16 protein-coding genes are annotated in these 18,534 nt (G+C 56.8%); 1 reads left to right on the top strand and 15 read right to left on the bottom strand.

What is annotated here, in order from left to right:
- Window positions 1–26 precede the first annotated feature (26 nt).
- The 15 genes from H8K04_16725 to H8K04_16655 all read right to left on the bottom strand — a co-directional run bounded on the left by H8K04_16725 (window position 27) and on the right by H8K04_16655 (window position 17,479).
- Window positions 27–875 carry a YihY/virulence factor BrkB family protein gene (locus H8K04_16725; GenBank protein ID UVT15434.1) on the bottom strand — a complete coding sequence of 283 codons (849 nt, stop codon included), beginning with the start codon at window positions 873–875 and terminating at the stop codon, window positions 27–29.
- 36 nt (window positions 876–911) lie between these two features.
- Window positions 912–2,381 carry an NADH-quinone oxidoreductase subunit N gene (locus H8K04_16720; GenBank protein UVT15433.1) on the bottom strand — a complete coding sequence of 490 codons (1,470 nt, stop codon included), beginning with the start codon at window positions 2,379–2,381 and terminating at the stop codon, window positions 912–914.
- Window positions 2,378–3,988: an NADH-quinone oxidoreductase subunit M gene (locus H8K04_16715; protein UVT15432.1), complete on the bottom strand. Its 1,611-nt coding sequence runs from the start codon at window positions 3,986–3,988 to the stop codon at window positions 2,378–2,380. Before H8K04_16715 ends, H8K04_16720 begins: the two co-directional genes overlap by 4 nt.
- 90 nt (window positions 3,989–4,078) lie before the next feature.
- The gene (gene nuoL, locus H8K04_16710) at window positions 4,079–5,974 is read right to left on the bottom strand and encodes an NADH-quinone oxidoreductase subunit L (GenBank protein ID UVT15431.1); all 1,896 of its coding nucleotides are present in this window, start codon (window positions 5,972–5,974) and stop codon (window positions 4,079–4,081) included.
- Window positions 5,975–6,086: 112 nt separating this feature from the next.
- The gene (nuoK, locus tag H8K04_16705) at window positions 6,087–6,392 is read right to left on the bottom strand and encodes an NADH-quinone oxidoreductase subunit NuoK (protein UVT15430.1); all 306 of its coding nucleotides are present in this window, start codon (window positions 6,390–6,392) and stop codon (window positions 6,087–6,089) included.
- A gap of 26 nt (window positions 6,393–6,418) precedes the next feature.
- The gene (locus H8K04_16700) at window positions 6,419–6,943 is read right to left on the bottom strand and encodes an NADH-quinone oxidoreductase subunit J (GenBank protein UVT15429.1); all 525 of its coding nucleotides are present in this window, start codon (window positions 6,941–6,943) and stop codon (window positions 6,419–6,421) included.
- An 88-nt stretch (window positions 6,944–7,031) separates the two neighbouring features.
- Window positions 7,032–7,598: an NADH-quinone oxidoreductase subunit NuoI gene (gene nuoI, locus H8K04_16695; GenBank protein UVT15428.1), complete on the bottom strand. Its 567-nt coding sequence runs from the start codon at window positions 7,596–7,598 to the stop codon at window positions 7,032–7,034.
- Between the two features lie 14 nt (window positions 7,599–7,612).
- On the bottom strand, window positions 7,613–8,689 hold the full coding sequence (nuoH, locus tag H8K04_16690; protein UVT15427.1) for an NADH-quinone oxidoreductase subunit NuoH: 1,077 nt from the start codon (window positions 8,687–8,689) through the stop codon (window positions 7,613–7,615).
- Window positions 8,690–8,731: 42 nt separating this feature from the next.
- On the bottom strand, window positions 8,732–11,398 hold the full coding sequence (gene nuoG, locus H8K04_16685) for an NADH-quinone oxidoreductase subunit NuoG (protein ID UVT15426.1): 2,667 nt from the start codon (window positions 11,396–11,398) through the stop codon (window positions 8,732–8,734).
- Window positions 11,399–11,416: 18 nt separating this feature from the next.
- Window positions 11,417–12,718, bottom strand: a complete 1,302-nt coding sequence (nuoF, locus tag H8K04_16680; protein ID UVT15425.1) for an NADH-quinone oxidoreductase subunit NuoF — start codon at window positions 12,716–12,718, stop codon at window positions 11,417–11,419.
- Window positions 12,719–12,787: 69 nt separating this feature from the next.
- A complete protein-coding gene (locus tag H8K04_16675) occupies window positions 12,788–13,327 on the bottom strand; it encodes an NAD(P)H-dependent oxidoreductase subunit E (GenBank protein ID UVT15424.1) in 540 nt (179 codons plus the stop codon).
- Between the two features lie 97 nt (window positions 13,328–13,424).
- A complete protein-coding gene (nuoD, locus tag H8K04_16670) occupies window positions 13,425–15,176 on the bottom strand; it encodes an NADH dehydrogenase (quinone) subunit D (protein UVT15423.1) in 1,752 nt (583 codons plus the stop codon).
- A 67-nt stretch (window positions 15,177–15,243) separates the two neighbouring features.
- A complete protein-coding gene (locus H8K04_16665) occupies window positions 15,244–15,723 on the bottom strand; it encodes an NADH-quinone oxidoreductase subunit B (GenBank protein ID UVT15422.1) in 480 nt (159 codons plus the stop codon).
- 139 nt (window positions 15,724–15,862) lie between these two features.
- On the bottom strand, window positions 15,863–16,234 hold the full coding sequence (ndhC, locus tag H8K04_16660; protein ID UVT15421.1) for an NADH-quinone oxidoreductase subunit A: 372 nt from the start codon (window positions 16,232–16,234) through the stop codon (window positions 15,863–15,865).
- Between the two features lie 75 nt (window positions 16,235–16,309).
- Window positions 16,310–17,479: an SAM-dependent methyltransferase gene (locus tag H8K04_16655; GenBank protein UVT15420.1), complete on the bottom strand. Its 1,170-nt coding sequence runs from the start codon at window positions 17,477–17,479 to the stop codon at window positions 16,310–16,312.
- 303 nt (window positions 17,480–17,782) lie between these two features.
- Between H8K04_16655 and H8K04_16650 the strand changes: the two genes are divergently transcribed.
- The gene (locus tag H8K04_16650) at window positions 17,783–18,430 is read left to right on the top strand and encodes a sigma-70 family RNA polymerase sigma factor (GenBank protein UVT15419.1); all 648 of its coding nucleotides are present in this window, start codon (window positions 17,783–17,785) and stop codon (window positions 18,428–18,430) included.
- Window positions 18,431–18,534: the final 104 nt, after the last annotated feature.

Raw genomic sequence — 18,534 nt, 5'->3', positions numbered from 1 at the left:
GGAAGGAACCTGTCGGGGTGACTGATCTAGGTGTGCTCGACCGGTATCGTAGGGGAGATGCGGGCAAGTTGTTGCAGTTTGTGGGCGATGATTCCACCGAACAGTAAAAGTCCTGCTGAATAGTACACCCAGAGGAGTAAGAGCACGACTTCCAGCAACGATCCGTAGAGTCGCGCGTAGACCGTGGCGTAGTCGCTATAGCTGACGAACACCAACTTTGCCGAGACCCAGAGCAGGCCGAAAATCAGCGCGCCGGCCATGGCGTGGCGCCATCGAGGGCGGCGACGAGGCACAAGACGGTACAATAGGCTGACCGTCAGGAATGCGAGGGCGAAGGGCAACGTATAGGACAGGTGAAAGTCATGCGCAGCCAGCGCGACGAGATCGAGACGCCAGATCCGAGGCGCGTAGGCGGTCAAAAAGGTGATGGTTTGTGTGGCCACGTAGGAAATGACCAGCAGAAGTCCGGTCGATCCCAGCAGGGCGATGGAAATCGCCGTGGAAATCAGCGGATGCCGCTTTTGCGTACTCTCAAACACCACGTTGAGCGCGTAGTCGAGCTCGTAAAACACGAGCCCTCCAAACCAGAAGAACGATAGAAACACAAGCCACCGCACACTCTCCAATGCACTGATCCGATGGAGCTCGACAGCCAGCCGCTCGCCCAGCGACGGGAGAAATCCTTTGAGGAAACTGAGCATGAACTGTTCACCGATGACATTCTGACTTACGAGGAAACTGATTCCATACAGGAGAAGAAACACGAGCGGAAACAGCGAGAGCAGTGAGAAAAAAGCCAGGGCCGCCGCCAGACTGGGGCAGCCTTGACGCAGGAATGCTTTCAAAGTCTCAAACAGAAAGCGGAGAACATTCATAGCGCTCCGCATGCGTATCGATACAACACGGTGGTCTTACTTTAGCGTCAACACCGCCTGCATGGCGAGGTTCACGAGCGGGTTGGGGTAGATCCCGAAGATGACCACCCCGGCCACCGTGCAGGCCAGCACGATGGAGAGGGTCGGTGACATGACCAACTGAGGGACGGTGCCTGCGCTGTCGCTCGGCTCGCGCATGTACATGACCATCACCACCCGAAGGTAGTAATAGGCAGAAATGACGGCAAAGATCAGCGCAACGGCGGCCAGCCATGTCATGCCGGCTTCCACCGCCGACATGAAGACATACAATTTTCCGACAAATCCGGCAGTCGGAGGAAGTCCCGCCAATGAGACCATGAAGATCAACATCAGCAGCGAAGCCAACGGGTGGCGTCTCGCCAGACCGGTGAAGTCTTCGATCTCTTCTCCTTCGATGCCGCCTTTACGCAGCATCGCCACGATGGCGAATGCGCCGAACGTCATGAACGTGTACAGGGCAAGGTACAGCAGGACGCTCGCAATGCCGGAAGAACTCCCTGCGCGTCCCGCGGCCACCACGCCGATCAACGCATAGCCTGCATGGGCAATGCTGGAATAGGCTAACATCCGCTTGATGTTCGTTTGTACCAGCGCCACGATGTTGCCCAAGACCAACGTGGCGATACAGAGCAAGAGAAAGATTGCGGACCAGTCGGCTTTGAGCCCCCCTAAGCCTTCCACGAACACGCGGAGGAACGCGCCGAAGCTGGCGGATTTGGAGGCCACCGCCATAAAAGCGGTTACGGAAGTTGGAGCGCCCTGATAGACGTCGGGTGTCCACATGTGGAACGGTACCACGGCCAACTTAAAGCTGAATCCCACCGCCAACAAGATCGTGGAGAACAGCAGCAACGGATCATCAAAGCCGCGGCCTGCGATGGCCGCAGCGATCTCGGGAAGTCTCGTGCTGCCGGTCGCCCCGTAGAGAAGCGAAATGCCGTAGAGGAGAATGCCGGAGGAAAATGCCCCCAACACGAAGTATTTCGCCGCAGCCTCAAGGGACCGAGGCTCGGATCGCTTGAGCCCCGCCATCACGTACAACGAAAGGGACATGAGCTCGGTGCCGAGGTACATCGTCAACAAATCGGCCGCCGACACCATGACCATCATCCCGGCAAGGGCGAGCAGGATAAAGCCATAGTATTCTCCGAAGTACAGCCGTTCTTCCTTTAGATACGAATAAGAAAGAAGAATCGTCAGGCCGGTGACGAAGTAGAGAAGCAGTTTCCAAAATGCTCCGTAGGCGTCCATCACGACGAGTCCGCTGAAGATCGTTGCCGGAACGCTCATTTGGGACGCCGTCAGCCCCATGCAAATGGCGAGCGTTCCCAAACTCAACCAGACCAGGCCGTCCTTGTCGGAGGCGCGCAGCACCGGGTCGAGCACCAGCACGACGCACGCCGCGGTGATCACCAACAACTCAGGCAGGATGAAGAGCAGATCGCCGGCGGAAAAGGAGGTCATGGCTGTCGTTCCTCCGGCGCGAGGCGTGTGAAAGGTGCAGCATCATTCGTGCGCTGAACAAGGGTTGTGTCGGCCGTTGAGCGGATACCGTCGGGAGAAGGAAACGCCGGTTCAAGGCGCCCTGCGGCAGAAGCCCGCTCTTGAGGAGGGGGGGCAAGGCGCGCGATGACTTTCTCAACGCTGGTGTGCATGCGGCTGAGTATGGGGTTCGGGAACAGCCCGATCAAGAAGATCAAGACCACAAGCGGCACGAGTGTGACCATCTCACGCAGGTTGACGTCGCGAAGTTTCGGGAGCATATGAGGCGAGGGGACTCCGAAGGCGACACGTTGAACCATCCAGAGTAAATACGCAGCGGCCAGGATAATACCCAATGAGGCGAACGCCGTCGCGATCTTGCTCCAGAGGAACGTCCCTATGAGCACCAAAAACTCCCCGACGAAACTGTTGGTGCCGGGGAGTCCCAACGAGGACAACGCGAAAATGACCAGGAATGTCGCATACCGAGGCATCGGCTTCGTGAGGCCGATATTGTCCGCGATCTGCCGGCTGTGCGTGCGCTCGTAAATCATGCCTACGCAGAGGAAAAGCCCCCCGGTGGTGATGCCGTGGTTCACCATCTGCATGACGGCGCCTTCGATTCCCTGCAGGTTGAAGACAAAGAGGCCGAGGGTCACGAATCCCATATGGCTGACGCTCGAATAGGCAATGAGCTTTTTGAGATCGGTTTGTGCCAGGGCCATGTAGGCTCCGTAGATGATCGCCACAATCGAGAGCACGACCATCAGCGGAGTGAACAGCCGTGACGCATCCGGCAACATAGGAAGGCTGAAGCGTACAAACCCGTAGGTTCCCATCTTGAGCAGCACACTGGCGAGCAGTACGCTTCCGGCCGTCGGAGCTTCCACGTGCGCGTCGGGCAGCCAGGTGTGAAATGGGAACATGGGAACCTTCACGGCAAATGCCGCAAAGAAGGCGAAAAAGAGCCAGATCTGAAGGGCCAGCCCGTAGGTGCCTTGGGTCAACTGAAGAATGTCGAAGGTATGGCCGCCCTGGAAAAACAGAACCAGGATTGCAACCAGCAGCAAGACGCTGCCGGCGAGGGTATAGAGAAAGAATTTAATCGCGGCATAGAGACGATTGGGTCCACCCCAGATTCCGATCAACAGGTACATGGGGATCAGCATCGCTTCCCAAAACACATAGAACAGCACGAAATCCAGAGCTGAGAATACTCCGATCATGGCGGCTTCCATGATCAGGAGCATGGCCATGAAACTTCGAACCCTCATTTCGATCGCATGCCAGGAGATCAGGACGCAGAGCGGCATCAGGACCGTCGTCATGAGGACCAGCGGAAGGCTGATACCATCGAGTCCGAGTCGGTAGTTGATCGACAGAGACGCGATCCATACCGCCGACTCCGCGAACTGCATGTGACCGGAAGAGGCATCAAACAGCCACCAGAGAGGGAGCGAGAGCAGGAGATCAGCGAGCGCAATGGCCAAGGCGGTGAGCCGAACAGCCGTGTCCTTCACCGCGAAGACGGCAATCGCTCCGGCCAACGGGAGGAAGATCAATATTGTCAGCCAAGGAAAGCCGGTCATGAAGACCCCACCCTGACACACGCAACGTGCAGCGAATAACGTTTGCAACCCATCATGCCGAATCCGTTCTCGTTGATTGTCTCATCACCATCAAAGAAGAAGGTACGCCGTTAAAATCACGAGACCCATCGCCATGGCCAACGCATAATGCTGGGTTTGGCCGCTCTGAACCAGCCTCAGCAGCCACCCGCCCCACGTGATCGTCCGTGCGAGGCCATTGACGGCTCCATCGATGACATCGATATCGACCCGCTTCCAAAGTTCCGAGGCAGCCGTAAACGTCGGCCGTACGAACAAGCGATCGTACATTTCATCGACATACCACTTGTTCAAAGAGGCTTGGTACAAGCTCTTCCATCGTTCGGCAAAGCGCACGGGGAAATCGGGGTTCAGCACGTAGACATAGTAGGCTGCGGCGATGCCCAGTAAGCCCATCGCAGTCGCGGCAACCATGATGACGATCCCAGCCGAACCATGGGGAGCGGGGGCTTCCTGCCCGGTGGAAAAGACCGGGTCGAGAAATGATGGGATGCCGAAGTAACCCGTGAGAATACTGAACCCCGCCAGAATGAGGAGCGGGGTCGTCATCGTCCGTGAGGGTTCGTGGATATGCGCCGCGTGGTGCGGATCGACATGGGAGGGTCCCCAAAAGGTCACGAATACCAACCTGAAGCTGTAAAAGGCGGTCAGGAGAGCCGTCAGCAAACCAAAGAGTGTCAGCACCTGGCCAAGACTTCCGGACGACCAGGCGGACACGAGAATATCGTCTTTGCTGAAGAAGCCCGACGTCAGGGGAAAGCCGGCCAGGGCCAACGAGCCGATCACAAACGTCCAGTACGTGATCGGCAATTTATCCTTGAGGCCGCCCATATGCCTCATGTCCTGCTCATGATGCAGGGCAATGATCACGGAGCCACAGCCCAAAAAGAGCAACGCTTTGAAGGCACCATGCGTGAGGAGGTGATACATGCCGGAGGCATACGCGCCGAGGCCGCATGCCATCATCATGTAGCCGAGCTGGCTGACGGTTGAGTATGCGACCACACGTTTGATGTCGGTCTGAGTCAATGCGATCGTCGCTCCGAGGACCATTGTCGCGGCACCGGTGATCGCAATGATGCTCATGGCAGTCGGAGACAGGTCGTAGATCGGCGCGAGCCGTGCGACCATAAAGACTCCGGCGGTGACCATCGTGGCGGCGTGAATGAGGGCCGAGATCGGAGTGGGACCTTCCATTGCATCTGGCAGCCAAACGTGGAGCGGGACTTGCGCTGATTTTCCCACCGCACCGGTAAACAGTAAGAGCCCGATAAGGGTGAACACGGACACGTCCCACGTTCCGCCAAACGGGCCGAGAATATTCATGGTCAGCTCCCCCGCTTCATGTGCGGCGGGAAAGATCTCGTGATAGTTGAGCGAGCCAAAACTGTACCAGACGAGTAAAAGGCCCAGGATGAACCCGAAATCACCTACACGGTTGACGACAAAAGCCTTGGTGGCTGCCGCGCAGGCGGAAGCGCGCTCGTACCAGTGTCCGATCAACAGGTAGGAGCACAGTCCGACGGCCTCCCAGAACACGAACAGCTGCAGCAGATTGTCGGCCAACACCAGCATCAGCATGGAGAAGGTGAACAGGGCGATATAGCCGAAGAAGCGGGCATAGCCCGACTCGCCGTGCATGTAGCCGATGGTGTAGACGTGCACGAGTGAACTGACGCCGGTGACCAGCAGGAGCATGACGGCAGTCAGCCGGTCGATATAGAGGCCGATATGAATGTCGAGATGGCCGGAGGTGAGCCATGTATAGAGGGGAACAGAAATGACGGCACCGGAAACCACTTCGAAGAATGCCGACAGCGACAGCGCGAGCGACAGCAATACCGCCGGAACCGCGATCAAGTGGGCCCGGTCCTTGATGTGCGAACCCGCTAAGCCTAAGACGAGAAAGGCGGCCAGGGGAAGGAGAGGGATGAGGGCGTATAGCATCAGAGTTCGTTCCTGGTCGTTTGTTGCTCGCGCAGCGCGATGAGAACGAACGCTTGCAAAGCTCCGTAATTCTCTGCGAGTGACGCGTCACGCTTCACGAGAGACGATTCCCTTACCATTTGAGCAGGTTGAACTCTTCGACGTTGATCGTGGATCTGGATCGGTGAAGGGCGATGATGATTGCGAGCCCGACCGCGACCTCCGCCGCGGCTACCGTCAGAGCGAAAAAGACGAATACTTGACCGCCGAGATCTTGCAGCTGGTCGGAGAATGCGACGAAGTTGATGTTGGTCGCGTTCAGCATCAGCTCGACGGACAGAAGAATGGCGATGATATTGCGTCGGATGAGCACACCCACGACGCCCGTCAGAAAGACAATGGCGCTGAGGATGAGATAGTAGGAAATCGGAACTGTCATTCGTCAACCGTCATCCGGGCCATGGATTATGTTTCATTGCCGCCGATGTCCCGCTTCGCAAGGACGATGGCGCCGATCATCGCCACAAGGAGAACCAAGGAGGCCACCTCGAAAGGGAACAAATAGGTCGAGTACAGGGTTTCACCGATGGCCAACGTGTTTTCGACAGCGATGGCGGCATGCGGTTCCGACTGGAGCACGCGACGGCTGGCGTCGGTCGCTCCGGTCCCGCCGGAGAGCAGCACGACGGTCTCAATCAACAACGGAACGCAGACACACGCGGCGATCCGCCATTGGCTGTGGTACCGGTCGTCTTGCTTTACGTTGAGCAACATGACGACGAACAAATACAACACCAGAATAGCCCCGGCATACACGATGATCTGCACAGCCGCCAGAAATTCTGCATGGAGCGTGATGAAAAGTCCGGCGACATGGAAAAACATGACGAGCAAGGAAAGCGCGCTATAAACGGGGTTTCTCAATACCACCACTAGAATGGAGGTTATGGCAATCATTCCCGCAAAGTATCCAAAAAACAGGTGCGCCATGAGACGGTTCCTGAACTAGAAGTCGACCGGATCAGATTAAGACAACGGTGTTGCGGTCATCGGACTCTCGATGAGTGATCCTTCGGGGTCAGTTCGGTTTCGGTGGCACGTGCTTGAATGCCACGTTGAAAAACGCAACGTTTGGATGCTGAAGTTCCAAGCGTTTCTCGCGGACCGGAAACGAGCGGTCACCGATCGCGAGCAACTGCTGTTTATTCAAATGGAGTTGCCGCTTGTCGTACACCGCCCATTCAAATTCCCTTGTCATGCCCAGCGCGTCGACGGGACAGGCATCCACACACATCCCGCAGAACAAGCAACGGGTCATATCCATGTAATATTCTTTCGAATAGCGCTTGGTCGGTTCATCCGGCACTTCGGCGCTGACGACCCGGATGACGCGCGACGGGCACGCCGCTTCACAGAGATCGCAGCCCACGCATTTCTCCGTTCCGTCGTCGTATCGCAACAGCGCAAGCATGCCGCGATAGTTGTCGGGCAATGTGCGTTTTTCATGAGGATATTGCAACGTCACCGGACGGTAATTGAGGAGGTGGGACAGTGTCGCCTTCATGCCGACGAGAATTTCGTAGAACGTGACGGTCTTGAACCACTCGGAAAGGCTCGGACGCTTGCTGGTTGTAGTCGTGGCCATATCGGATCTCGTGCCTACTTCATCTGGTTGTAGAAAAACACGGCCAGGGACGTCACGACGATGTTGCCCAAGGCGATGGGCAGCATCACCTTCCAGCCGAATCTCATCAGTTGATCGTATCGCAGTCGTGGCAACGTGGCTCTGAGCCAGAAAAAGAGGAACAAGAACGAGTACGTCTTGACCGCAAACCACATCGTGTTCTCCACCCAGGCCAAGGATGGCACGCCGAGGAGCGCCATAATAGTTCCTGGGTACGGAGCATTCCAACCGCCGAGAAACAGCGCAGCCGCCACACAGGACACCAGGACCATATTTGCGTACTCGGCGAGGAAGAAGAATGCGAATCGGAGGCCGCTGTACTCGGTGAAGAATCCGGCGACAAGTTCGCTTTCCGCTTCCGGCAAATCGAACGGGACGCGGTTGGTTTCGGCCACGGAGGAGATGACGTACACGACGAACGCAAAAATTTGTGGGGCCGGTAACGCGAACAGGTACCAATTCCAGAACCCTCCGGCTTGGGCATCGGTGATTTTCACGAGGCTGAGCGAGCCGGCCAGAAGCAACACCCCGACAATGGACAGTCCGACGTTGAGCTCATAGCTGATGATCTGTGCGGCCGACCGCAGGCCTCCAAGCAACGAGTATTTGCTGTTGGATGCCCACCCTCCCAGGATGATGCCATAGGCGCCCAGTGAGGCGAAGGCCAAGATATAGAGAATTCCGATGTTGATATCGCTGATCACGAACGGCGTCACGGAAATGCCGTTGACTTCGAACTTCCAGTTCGGTCCCCACGGAATCACGGCAAACCCGATGAATGCGGGAATCAAACACAGAATCGGTGCCATCGTGAAGAGAAGCTTGTTCGCGCCGGCAGGGACGATGTCCTCCTTGAAAAACAGCTTGATGGCGTCGGCAAATGGTTGAAGAATGCCGTAGGGGCCGACTTCCATCGGGCCCATGCGGTCCTGCATCCATCCCAAGACTTTGCGTTCCGCAAGAGTCAGGATGAGAACCGTCACGATCACGATGCCCATGACCGCGGCGATCTGAGTAAGGGATATGGCAAGGCGTAACCCGAATTCACTCACAGCAAGACTCCTGGATTAGCACGATCATCATCAGCGAAAGGCTCATGCGACCTTCATCATGGACACCGTCGCTGTCCGGAACGAGGGAACATGGGTGACCGGATCGATGGCGCACTCAAACAAACCGATGGCGGCTTGGCCGAAGTGATCTGGAAACCATGCCGTTCCTTGCGGAACCCGCTCCACAATTTTTACCTCAGTCGTCATTTCTCCGGATGTGCTGGAGAGGCGGACCCGATCGCCATCCACGAGCGCAAAGCGCGCCGCGTCATGCGGATTGATACGGAGCCGTCCGCTGCCCTCCACTTGTAACAACCCTTTCGCGCGTGTGGACAGTTTCCCGGAGTGAAACAAGCTCTGTACTAACTCTAACCGGACGGTTCCATCCGGCCTGGATTTCGGCGCCACGAATCGATACCGCGTTGCGAGATCAGGCTGATAGCCTTCGGCGAGATAACGTTCCATGGCCCCCTGATCGACTTTGGGGGGCAACGGTGCCGGTCCCAGCGAGCCATAGCCGGGAATGAGGCTGCGAATTTCTTTGAGGATGTCTCTGCTCTCGGCGTATTCCATCGGTGAGTCCAACAGAATGGAAAGAGCCGAGAAGACTTCCCAGTCAGGGCGGCTTTCTCCAATGGGCTCAATGGACGGACGAACGGCTTGAACATGCCCTTCGGTGTTTGTAAAGGTCCCGCTCTTTTCCATCGAAGAAGCGGCCGGCAACACGACGTGGGCTATGGAGGCCGTTTCCGTCAGAAACAGCTCCTGACAGACCAGCAGATCCAGCTTGCGCAAGGATTCCTCCGCACGTACCGGTGCCGGAAGGCTTCCCACGGGATTTTCCCCGACGATGAACATGGCTTTGAGGGATCCGGCCTTGGCGCGAACCAACATTTCGACGAGAGACGCTCCAACGGTGGGCGGAAGATCCCCGTTCCATTGCCTCATGATCCGATCGCGGTCCGCGCTGCTGGTCACAGAGCAGGCACCGGGCAGGAACTCGGCCGCAGCCCCCATTTCGACGGCACCCTGGTCATTGTTTTCTTCTGCGAGCGGCGCAAAACCGCATCCAGGATGATCCAGTTTTCCTGTAAGAACAAGCAGATCGAGCAGGGTCAAGGATGCGCCGTATCCACGCTCGCTGCGCAACAGGAGTTGTCCGGTCAGTACGATCACTCGCCGTCCGGCTACGAGTGCCTTGGCGGCCTTGACGAACGAATCAGCCTCCACACCGGTCGCTGCGTGAAGGTCCTGCCAGGAAAATGCGTGCACTGCCTGTGTGACGGCGCTGACATAGGCAGGGTGACGTTGTGCAACGTCCGGCTGTATCAGGTTCTGCTCCGCCACGGCCTTCAGGAGGCCGAGAATGGCATTGGGCATGTCGCTGGGCGGAATACGGAAATGATGGTGCGAAAGATTGGCGATATTACTGATCGTGTCGATGACCGGTTCCAGCGATTCGATCGTGATCAACGTCGCATGACGTTTCTTGACCGCCTCCTTGACCTTGAGGCCCGTGATAGGATTCGTTTCGGTGATGTTCGTGCCGACGAGTAGCAAGACATCGGCTTCCAGGATGTCGTCGAAGGTGACGGTCCACCGATAGGTACCCTGCACAAGTCGCATAGCCTGGAGGCCGTTGATGTGGCCGTAGCGGGCGCTGCTGTCGATGTTGTTGGTGCCGATCGCCACGCGGAGAAATTTCTGAAAGAGATACAATTCTTCGTTGGTGCAGCGGCCTGAGATCAACCCTCCGAAACTCTCTCCCCCATGAGCCGCTTTAATCTCGCCGACACGGCCGGCAACGTATTCGAGGGCTTCTTCCCATGTGGCTTGCACGAGGACGCCATCGCGCCGAATCAGGGGGTGGGTGAGGCGATCCGGATGGCTGGCGGCATGGAATCCGAAAAATCCCCGGGCGCACAAGTCCCCATTGTTGCGTCCCGCTCCATGCGCCGAGTTCACTTCTATTAGTTCCTGCTCCTTGGTCTGGACGGTAATCTGACAGCCATCTCCGCAGTATCCGCAGATGCTCTCGGCTCGTTTCAGCATCCAGGGCCGATATTCATACATGGACAGCCGGCTGGTAATCGCTCCGACCGGGCAGATCTGCACGCAGCCGCCGCAGAACTCGCAATTCAGCGGGTGTGGGCCGAAGGACTTGATTTCGGTCATCGTGCCGCGGCCGACCGGCGCCAGCGCTTTGACGTCCATCACCTCGTCGCAGTATCGGACGCAGCGGAGACACTGCACGCAGCGATTCATCTGGGTCTCGATGAGCGGACTGAAATACTCCTTTTGGAAGATACGCTTGGTTTCGACGAATCGGCTGGTCGCTGTGTACTGGTGGGAAAAATCCTGGAGGTCGCACTTTCCTCCTTGATCACAAACCGGACAATCGAGCGGATGGTTGGCAAGGATGAACTCGAGCACCGACCGATGGGCGTCGTTGACCACGGTCGTGGCGGTGCGCACGCTCATCCCTTCGTCGACCGGTGTGCTGCAGGCCGTTTGAAGTTTGGGCATCTTTTCGATTTCGACCAGGCACATGCGGCAATTGGCGTCCGGTTTGAGCTTCGGGTGATAGCAGAAATGCGGAATCATGACGCCGACGCGGCGGGCCGCTTCGATCACCAAAGTCCCTTTCGGGACGTTGACCGTCATCCCATCGATCGTCATTCGAACCATCTGTGTCGTGGTCTCAGGCATGCTTGTATACAGAGACGATTAATGTCTCACTGGTTCAGGTCTGATGAGATTCGCTGCTTCCGCTTCGTTGATAAGTTCGACATACTCCTGACGCCAGTGCTTCAGCGTGCTCTGGATCGGAGCGACCTCCGCATCGCCAAAGGCACAGACGGTGCGGCCTGCGATGTTTTTGCATAGATCCAACAAGGTTTCAAGGTCCTCCATCCGGCCGCGCTTCGCCAGAATTCTACGGAGCGTCTGGACGAGCCACGAACTGCCTTCCCGGCACGGACTACATTTCCCGCAGGACTCATGATAGAAAAACTCCATCAGCCTAAGCGCCGCCCAGACCATGCTGGTGCCTTCTTCCATCACGGTCACGCCGCCGGATCCCAACATGGAGCCCGCCGCCGCAACGTGTTCAAAATCCAGTTTCACGTCGAGATGGGCCGGTGTGAGAAACGGTGCCGACGCTCCGCCGGGAATAATAGCTTTCAACGGCTTATCGGACCGCATGCCACCGGCATACTCATACACCAATTCTCGGACCGTCATCCCCATTGGAACTTCATAGTTCCCCGGTCGCTTCACATGTCCACTGACACAGAACACCCTGGTGCCGGTGCTCTTCGGCGGCGAACCGATCGCCGCAAACCATTCGGGGCCTCGGTTGATGATATGCGGGAGGTTTGCCAGCGTCTCGACGTTGTTGACGACGGTCGGTTTGTTGTAGAGCCCATGCGTCGCCGGAAACGGGGGCTTGATTCGAGGAAGTCCACGCTTCCCCTCAAGTGATTCCAAAAGAGCGGTTTCTTCCCCGCAGATGTACGCGCCCGCTCCCCGATGCACCCACACGTCCGCGTTGACGCCCGTGCCGAGAATATTCTTCCCGATGTAGCCCGCCGCTCGTGCTTCGTCGATGGCTCGTTCGAGAATCTTCGAAGCCAGGACCATTTCGCCGCGAATGTAAATGTAACCGGTTTCCGCGCCGATGGCATAACAGGCCAACACGATGCCTTCCAAGACCTGGTGAGGGTCTCGTTCCATGAGTTGACGGTCCTTAAACGTACCGGGTTCGCTCTCGTCGGCGTTGCAGCAGAGGTAACGGGGACCTTGATAGTCTTTCGGCAGAAATCCCCATTTCACACCGGTCGGAAAGCCGGCGCCGCCGCGACCACGCAGCCCGGACTTTCGGACCATGGCAGTCACATCCGTCGGGACGATCTTGCCGAGCGACATGCGTAAGGCTTGATACCCCCCCGTTTTTTCATAATCCGCCAGCGACCCGGTATAGCCGGGTCGCATCATGTTTTTCAGCAGAATGAGCTCGTGTTTGGGCATCACTCAATCTCGTGAAGTGTCAGGCCACTTCACACTCTTTCTTGCCGGCGACAGGATACGCCTCATACGTCACACGCCCTGTTCCGCGGACGCCGGTTCCGGCCACATGAAGGGGCCGCTCTTGAGCGGACTGGTCCCGGTCGAACGAAGATCGGACAATATCCTGTCCAGCTTTTCTTCGGTCAGTTGCTCATAATAGTCTTCATTGACCTGCATCATGGGACCGGTCCCGCAAGCCGCTAAACATTCCACCACGCTGAGGCTAAACAGTCCGTCGGCCGTGGATTCGCCCGGCGCAATTCCCAGCTTCGTCTTAATCCATTCGATCACGGTATCCGACCCGACGAGGGCACACATGAGGGATTTGCACACTTGAAGGTGGTACTTGCCCACCGGCTTCAGGTTAAACATCGTGTAAAACGTAATCGTCTCGTAGACCTGCGGGGGGGTCAGTTTGAGAATTTGTGCGATGTCCTTCATGGCCGACTCGGTCACATAGCCCTGGTCCCGCTGGGCGACGTAGAGCAGCGGGATCAGGGCGGAGCGCTTGACCGGATAGCGCGATAAGATCTCGGCGATTTCGTCTTTATATGTTTCTGAAAAAGTCATGCCGTGTTCGTTCCATGTCATTCGACAGGCGTCAATCGCGCGAGGGGATTACTCTCCCCGACTTCATGTCTGACGGTTGGCACGCTCCGTGATTCGTTCACCGGTCGCACTCTCCCATGACCACATCATAGGTGCCGAAAATCGTGATGATGTCGGAGATCAAGTAGCCCCGCGCCATATGGTCGAAGGCGCCCATGTGGATGAAGGAGGGAGAGCGAATCTTCAGCCGATAGGGACGGGGGCTTCCGTCACTGATGATGAAAAATCCCAACTCACCCTTTGGGGCTTCGGTCGCGCAATAGGTTTCTCCCCTCGGTGGTTTGAATCCTTGCGTGAAGATGATGAAATGATGAATCAAGCTCTCCATGTCGCGCATGACTTGCTGTTTCGGCGGTGGAATGTATTGGGGTATATCGGCGATAATCGGTCCTGGCGGCAGCTGGTCCAGGCATTGCGAAATGATCCGGGCGCTCTGGCGCATCTCTTCGACGCGAATCCAATAGCGGTCGTAGGTGTCGCCGCTTTTCCCCACCGGCACTTCCCAGTCCACCTTATGGTACACCCCATAGGGTTCGAGTTTACGGACGTCATAGGCCACCCCGGACCCCCGCAACGCCGGACCGGTGAGGCCAAAATTGATGGCATCTTCCGCGGATATCACGGCGATATGTTTTGTCCGTCCCAGCCAAATCCGGTTGCCTGCGAGTAGTGAATCGTACTCGTTGACCTTCTGCGGGAATGTTTCCAGGAACGCTTTGAGATGGCCCACCAACTCCGGAGTGAAGTCGCTGTCTACCCCGCCGATCCGATAATAATTCAAAGTCAGCCGGGCCCCGCAGAGCTTTTCGAACATGTCGAGCAGGATTTCCCGTTCGCGAAACGTCCAAAAGAAGATCGTCATCGCTCCGATATCCAACGCTTGCGCGCCAAGCCAGAACAGATGTCCAAGAATACGCTGCATCTCCGCGACGATGGTGCGGATATACTCGGCTCGCTCCGGCACGGTGATGCCGAGCAGTTTTTCAACGGCCCGCACATAGGCGTAGTTGTTTGCCATCGCGCAGACATAGTCGAGCCGATCGGTATGCGGGATGATCTGCATGTAGGCAAGGCCTTCGGCCAGCTTCTCGACTCCCCGATGAAGATAACCGAGGTCCGGCGTCGCTTTGATGATCCGCTCTCCGTCCAATTCCAGCACCACCCGCACCACGCCGTGCGTGCTCGGATGCTGCGGACCCATGTTCAACAGTAATTCTTCCCGTCGGCCCGCTGAGGATGGGTTCGGCTCGGAAAGGAACACCTTCCTCTCTTCAGCGGGAACCTCGCCTTCACTCTGCTCAGCCGGCGGTTCATCGAGACGCGGGATAAAATCGAACTGGCTGCGCCAGCCGCGGCCCTCCGTCGGAAAATCCTTTCGGAGCGGATATCCTTCCGCATAGTCTTCAGGCAGGAGGATACGACGCAGATCCGGGTGGCCGGAAAATCGGATTCCCATCATGTCGTAAACTTCGCGTTCCAAGAATGCTGCACCACGCCACACGCTTGTCACCGACTCGAGAGCCGGGTTGTCTTCAGTGACCCTGGCCTTCAGACGAATACGTCTGCCGTGTGGGAGCGAGAGCAGCTGATAGATGACTTCAAATCGTTGCTGATCGGTCGGATAGTCGGCGGAACAGATATCGGTGATGTGGTCGAAGCACGCTTCAGGATCGTCATGAAGAAAACGGGCGACTTCCAAGATTCGGGGTGCGGCGACGTGGACCGTTGTTTCCGACCGAGCCGTGTCGACATCGACGGACAGCACCGCCTCCGGAAACTTCTTGAGTAAGGTTTCGATCAGAGATTCCATGAGTTCGCCAAGTGTCAGACGTCATTCAAATGATGCCCACTCGTTTTCCGAGTGACGCGCCACATCGCTACTTCACGAAGACTTTCTCGCGTTGGATCTTTTCCTGTAATTTTAAAAGCCCGTCCAGCAATGCCTCCGGCCTCGGCGGGCAGCCGGGGACGTAGACATCCACCGGTACGATTTGATCCACGCCCTGTACGACGGCGTAGCTGTTGTAATGATTGCCCGACGTCGCGCACGAGCCCATGCAGATGACGTAGCGAGGCTCGGGCATTTGATCGTAGATTCGTCGAATGACCGGGGCCATCTTGCGCGAGACCGTTCCTGCGACAATCATGAGGTCCGATTGCCTGGGCGACGCTCGGAAGACGCCGGCGCCGAAACGGTCAAGATCGTACCGGGAGGAGACGCTGGCGATCATTTCGATCGCGCAGCAGGCCAATCCAAAGGTCATGGGCCACAGCGCCGACTTTCTGGCCCAATTGACGACGGCGTCCAGATTCGTCGTCAGGACGTTGGCATCAAATTGTCGTTCCAACAAACTCACGGTCTTTACACCATTCCTAGATGAAGAGCGGTGGGGCTGTCATGCACTGCGCGCATCCACCGAGCACCGCCCGTTACATATTCCTTCAATAGATCTTGAGTGCGCGGTGGGCGAGCAAGAAGGATAGTCCCACCGCTCTTCAATCCCATTCCAGCGCTCCTTTCTTCCATGCGTACCAAAACCCGACCACGAGAATGGCGATGAACAGCACCATCTCCACCAATCCAACCAGCCCAAGACTCTTGAATGCAACGGCCCAGGGAAACATGAAGACGATCTCGATATCGAAAATCACGAAGAGCATGGCGATGATGTAGTACCGAATCGGAAACTGGACACGGGCGTCCTGAAAGAGCGGACTCCCGCTTTCATATGGCGATAACTTGGCCCGATAGGGCTGGTTGGGACGGACAAAGCGGCCGACCAAGAGGGTGATCGTCCCCAGGGCAATGCCCACACCGATAAAAAGGAGGATCGGCAAATAGTTTTCCGGAACAGCAGGATTGCTCATGGGGAACACCGTGAAACGTAAAACGTGAAATGTGAAACGTCGCCGAACGTCTTAGACGTCATCATCTCAGAGCCTTCATGCGGCGGATTGCGCTATGAGCGCGGAACGAAAGAACGGTTTGTACTTTAAGCCATCGAGTTCAGGATCAAGGGTTCCCTTGTGCTGGACGAGGACTTTGAATGTGGTGCCCATGCCGTTTGGTTTCAACAGATGAATCGCCGCGTGGAACTCCGCGCTATCCGGTTCCAGCTCCTCCATCATCTGTTCGACACCGAGTCCCATGAGAAAACTCAGTTGATTCGTAAAACCGCTCGTCCGAAGTCCCCGCTCCTCGCCGGCGGCAGCCAGACTTGAGAAGTCCACATGGGCGGTCATGTCCTGGTCACCCACGCGCGTGAATGGATCCTCATGTACGGATTGTCGTGAGTAACAGAGGAACGTGCCGTTCGTTCGGTCGGACTGATAGAGATCCTGCATCGTGTGACCGTAATCGATGGTGAGCACGAATCCACGGTCCAGATGCCGAGCCACTTGGTCCATCCATGCCAACGCATGGAGGTTGATCTCGGACCGATAGCCTTCCGGCCAATCGGTCCGCATGCCGCGAAGGTGAGAGGCGAGCACGTCCGACGACAGCGGTTTCAGGCATTCCACGAACCGACCGTCCCGATGGTCTACCCAGAGTTCTTCAATCCCTTGCGAAGTCACTTGAACTCGGTGCACCGGAAACGAATCGACGAGTTCATTACTGAAAAACAGTCCGGTGACGGGCGCGAGACCTTCAAGATCTTCCCTCCAGGTCAGAAGATCCGGTTGAGTGATCCAGGAATCGAGGTTCTTGCGCTGCACCTCCCGCATGGCGGGGCTTCGTTCAATCAGGACATACCGAAGCTGCCGGAACAATGAGCTGAAGTTACGCCGGCAAGCCGATAAGAAGTGTTTCGCCAGCAACCCTTTGCCGGGCCCCATTTCAATGATGGTAAACTGCCTTGGTTGGCCGAGCAACCGGTGCATCTGTTCGGCTTGCTTCGCCAGGGCTTGTCCAAGGATCGGATGCACGTCCGAACTTGTGTAGAAATCGCCATGCCAACCAATCCGTTCCGTCGTGTGTTCCGGTGCGCGCATGTAATAGCCGAACCGTGGGTGGTAGAGGGCCAACTCCATGAAGCGAACAAATGGAATCGGACCGGAAGCGGCGATCTCAGAGGCAATGGCAGCAACCAATTCCGGATGCCCTGTGCTCACGGGGAACTCCAATTTCACCGTTCACAATAGAAAAAAGCGACACCCCTAGCCTATGGGCAGCGCCTGCCCATCTTCAGGTATCGAAAGGTGCATAGAGTAGCGTTCGGAACACGCTTAAGTCAAGGTGAAATCAGGGGGAATATGGCTGAGGTCGCTTTGTTTATGCATGCACGCGACAAAGGAAAACTCCAGGGTTGGGGGTCGACCAGCGGCATTACTTGGTGCGTTCAAATTCTCGGGAGTTCTAGTCTACTTAGGTGAGGGTTGAGTGGGCTCCAACGTCTTCTACGATGAGGACCCAGGATGCCTGGCATTGTCCTGCGCCGCAGGCAGGCACCCGGTATACGCTGGATATTGATAGGATTTTTGCGGCCAGCGTTCTTGACGAACGGAGCCCACGGCATCGCCCGCGATGCGCGTGGGCTTCTTTATTTCCGCAACATGACGCTCTCGTACGCACAGATAGAAGCGCTCTTTCATAAGCATCGCGATGAATTGACTCGCCGTCTTATCGGGATCGTCAACTCGCGGGATACGGCGGCGGACCTCGTCCAGGAGACGTACCTCAGATTGCTTGGGTTGGTGAACCAGCAAGCCATCGAACACCCTCGCGCGTTCCTGTTCAAGACGGCGGCCAATCTCGCCATCGATCACCAGCGCAAAGCACGCTATCGAACCACCATCAACAATGACGGCGAGAACCCGATTGAGATCGTGGACCCTACTCCATCGGCCGAAACCATGGTCCTCAACAGACAACAGATCGATTTGTTGATGCTGGCAGTCGGTGAACTGCCTCCAAAGTGTCGAGAGGTCTTCATCCTGCACAAGTTCAAACATCTGAGCTATGCCGACGTTGGGGAACAGCTTGGGATTTCCCGGAGCACGGTCGTCAAGCACATGGTCAAGGCCTTGGACCATTGCAAGCAGCGCGTCGAAGGTGTTTCATGATAAACAACGATGACAGCTGGCTCTCCCGTCCTCCTCATACGTCATACGTATATGGAAGAAACGCATCGAGAGACACGTGTGAACGGATGGGCTGAAACAGTGAT

This window comes from Nitrospira sp. (genome assembly GCA_024760525.1).
Taxonomy (GTDB): domain Bacteria; phylum Nitrospirota; class Nitrospiria; order Nitrospirales; family Nitrospiraceae; genus Nitrospira_D.
The sequence above is the reverse complement of the archived record's forward strand: the minus strand, read 5'-3'. Positions and strand labels throughout refer to the sequence as shown.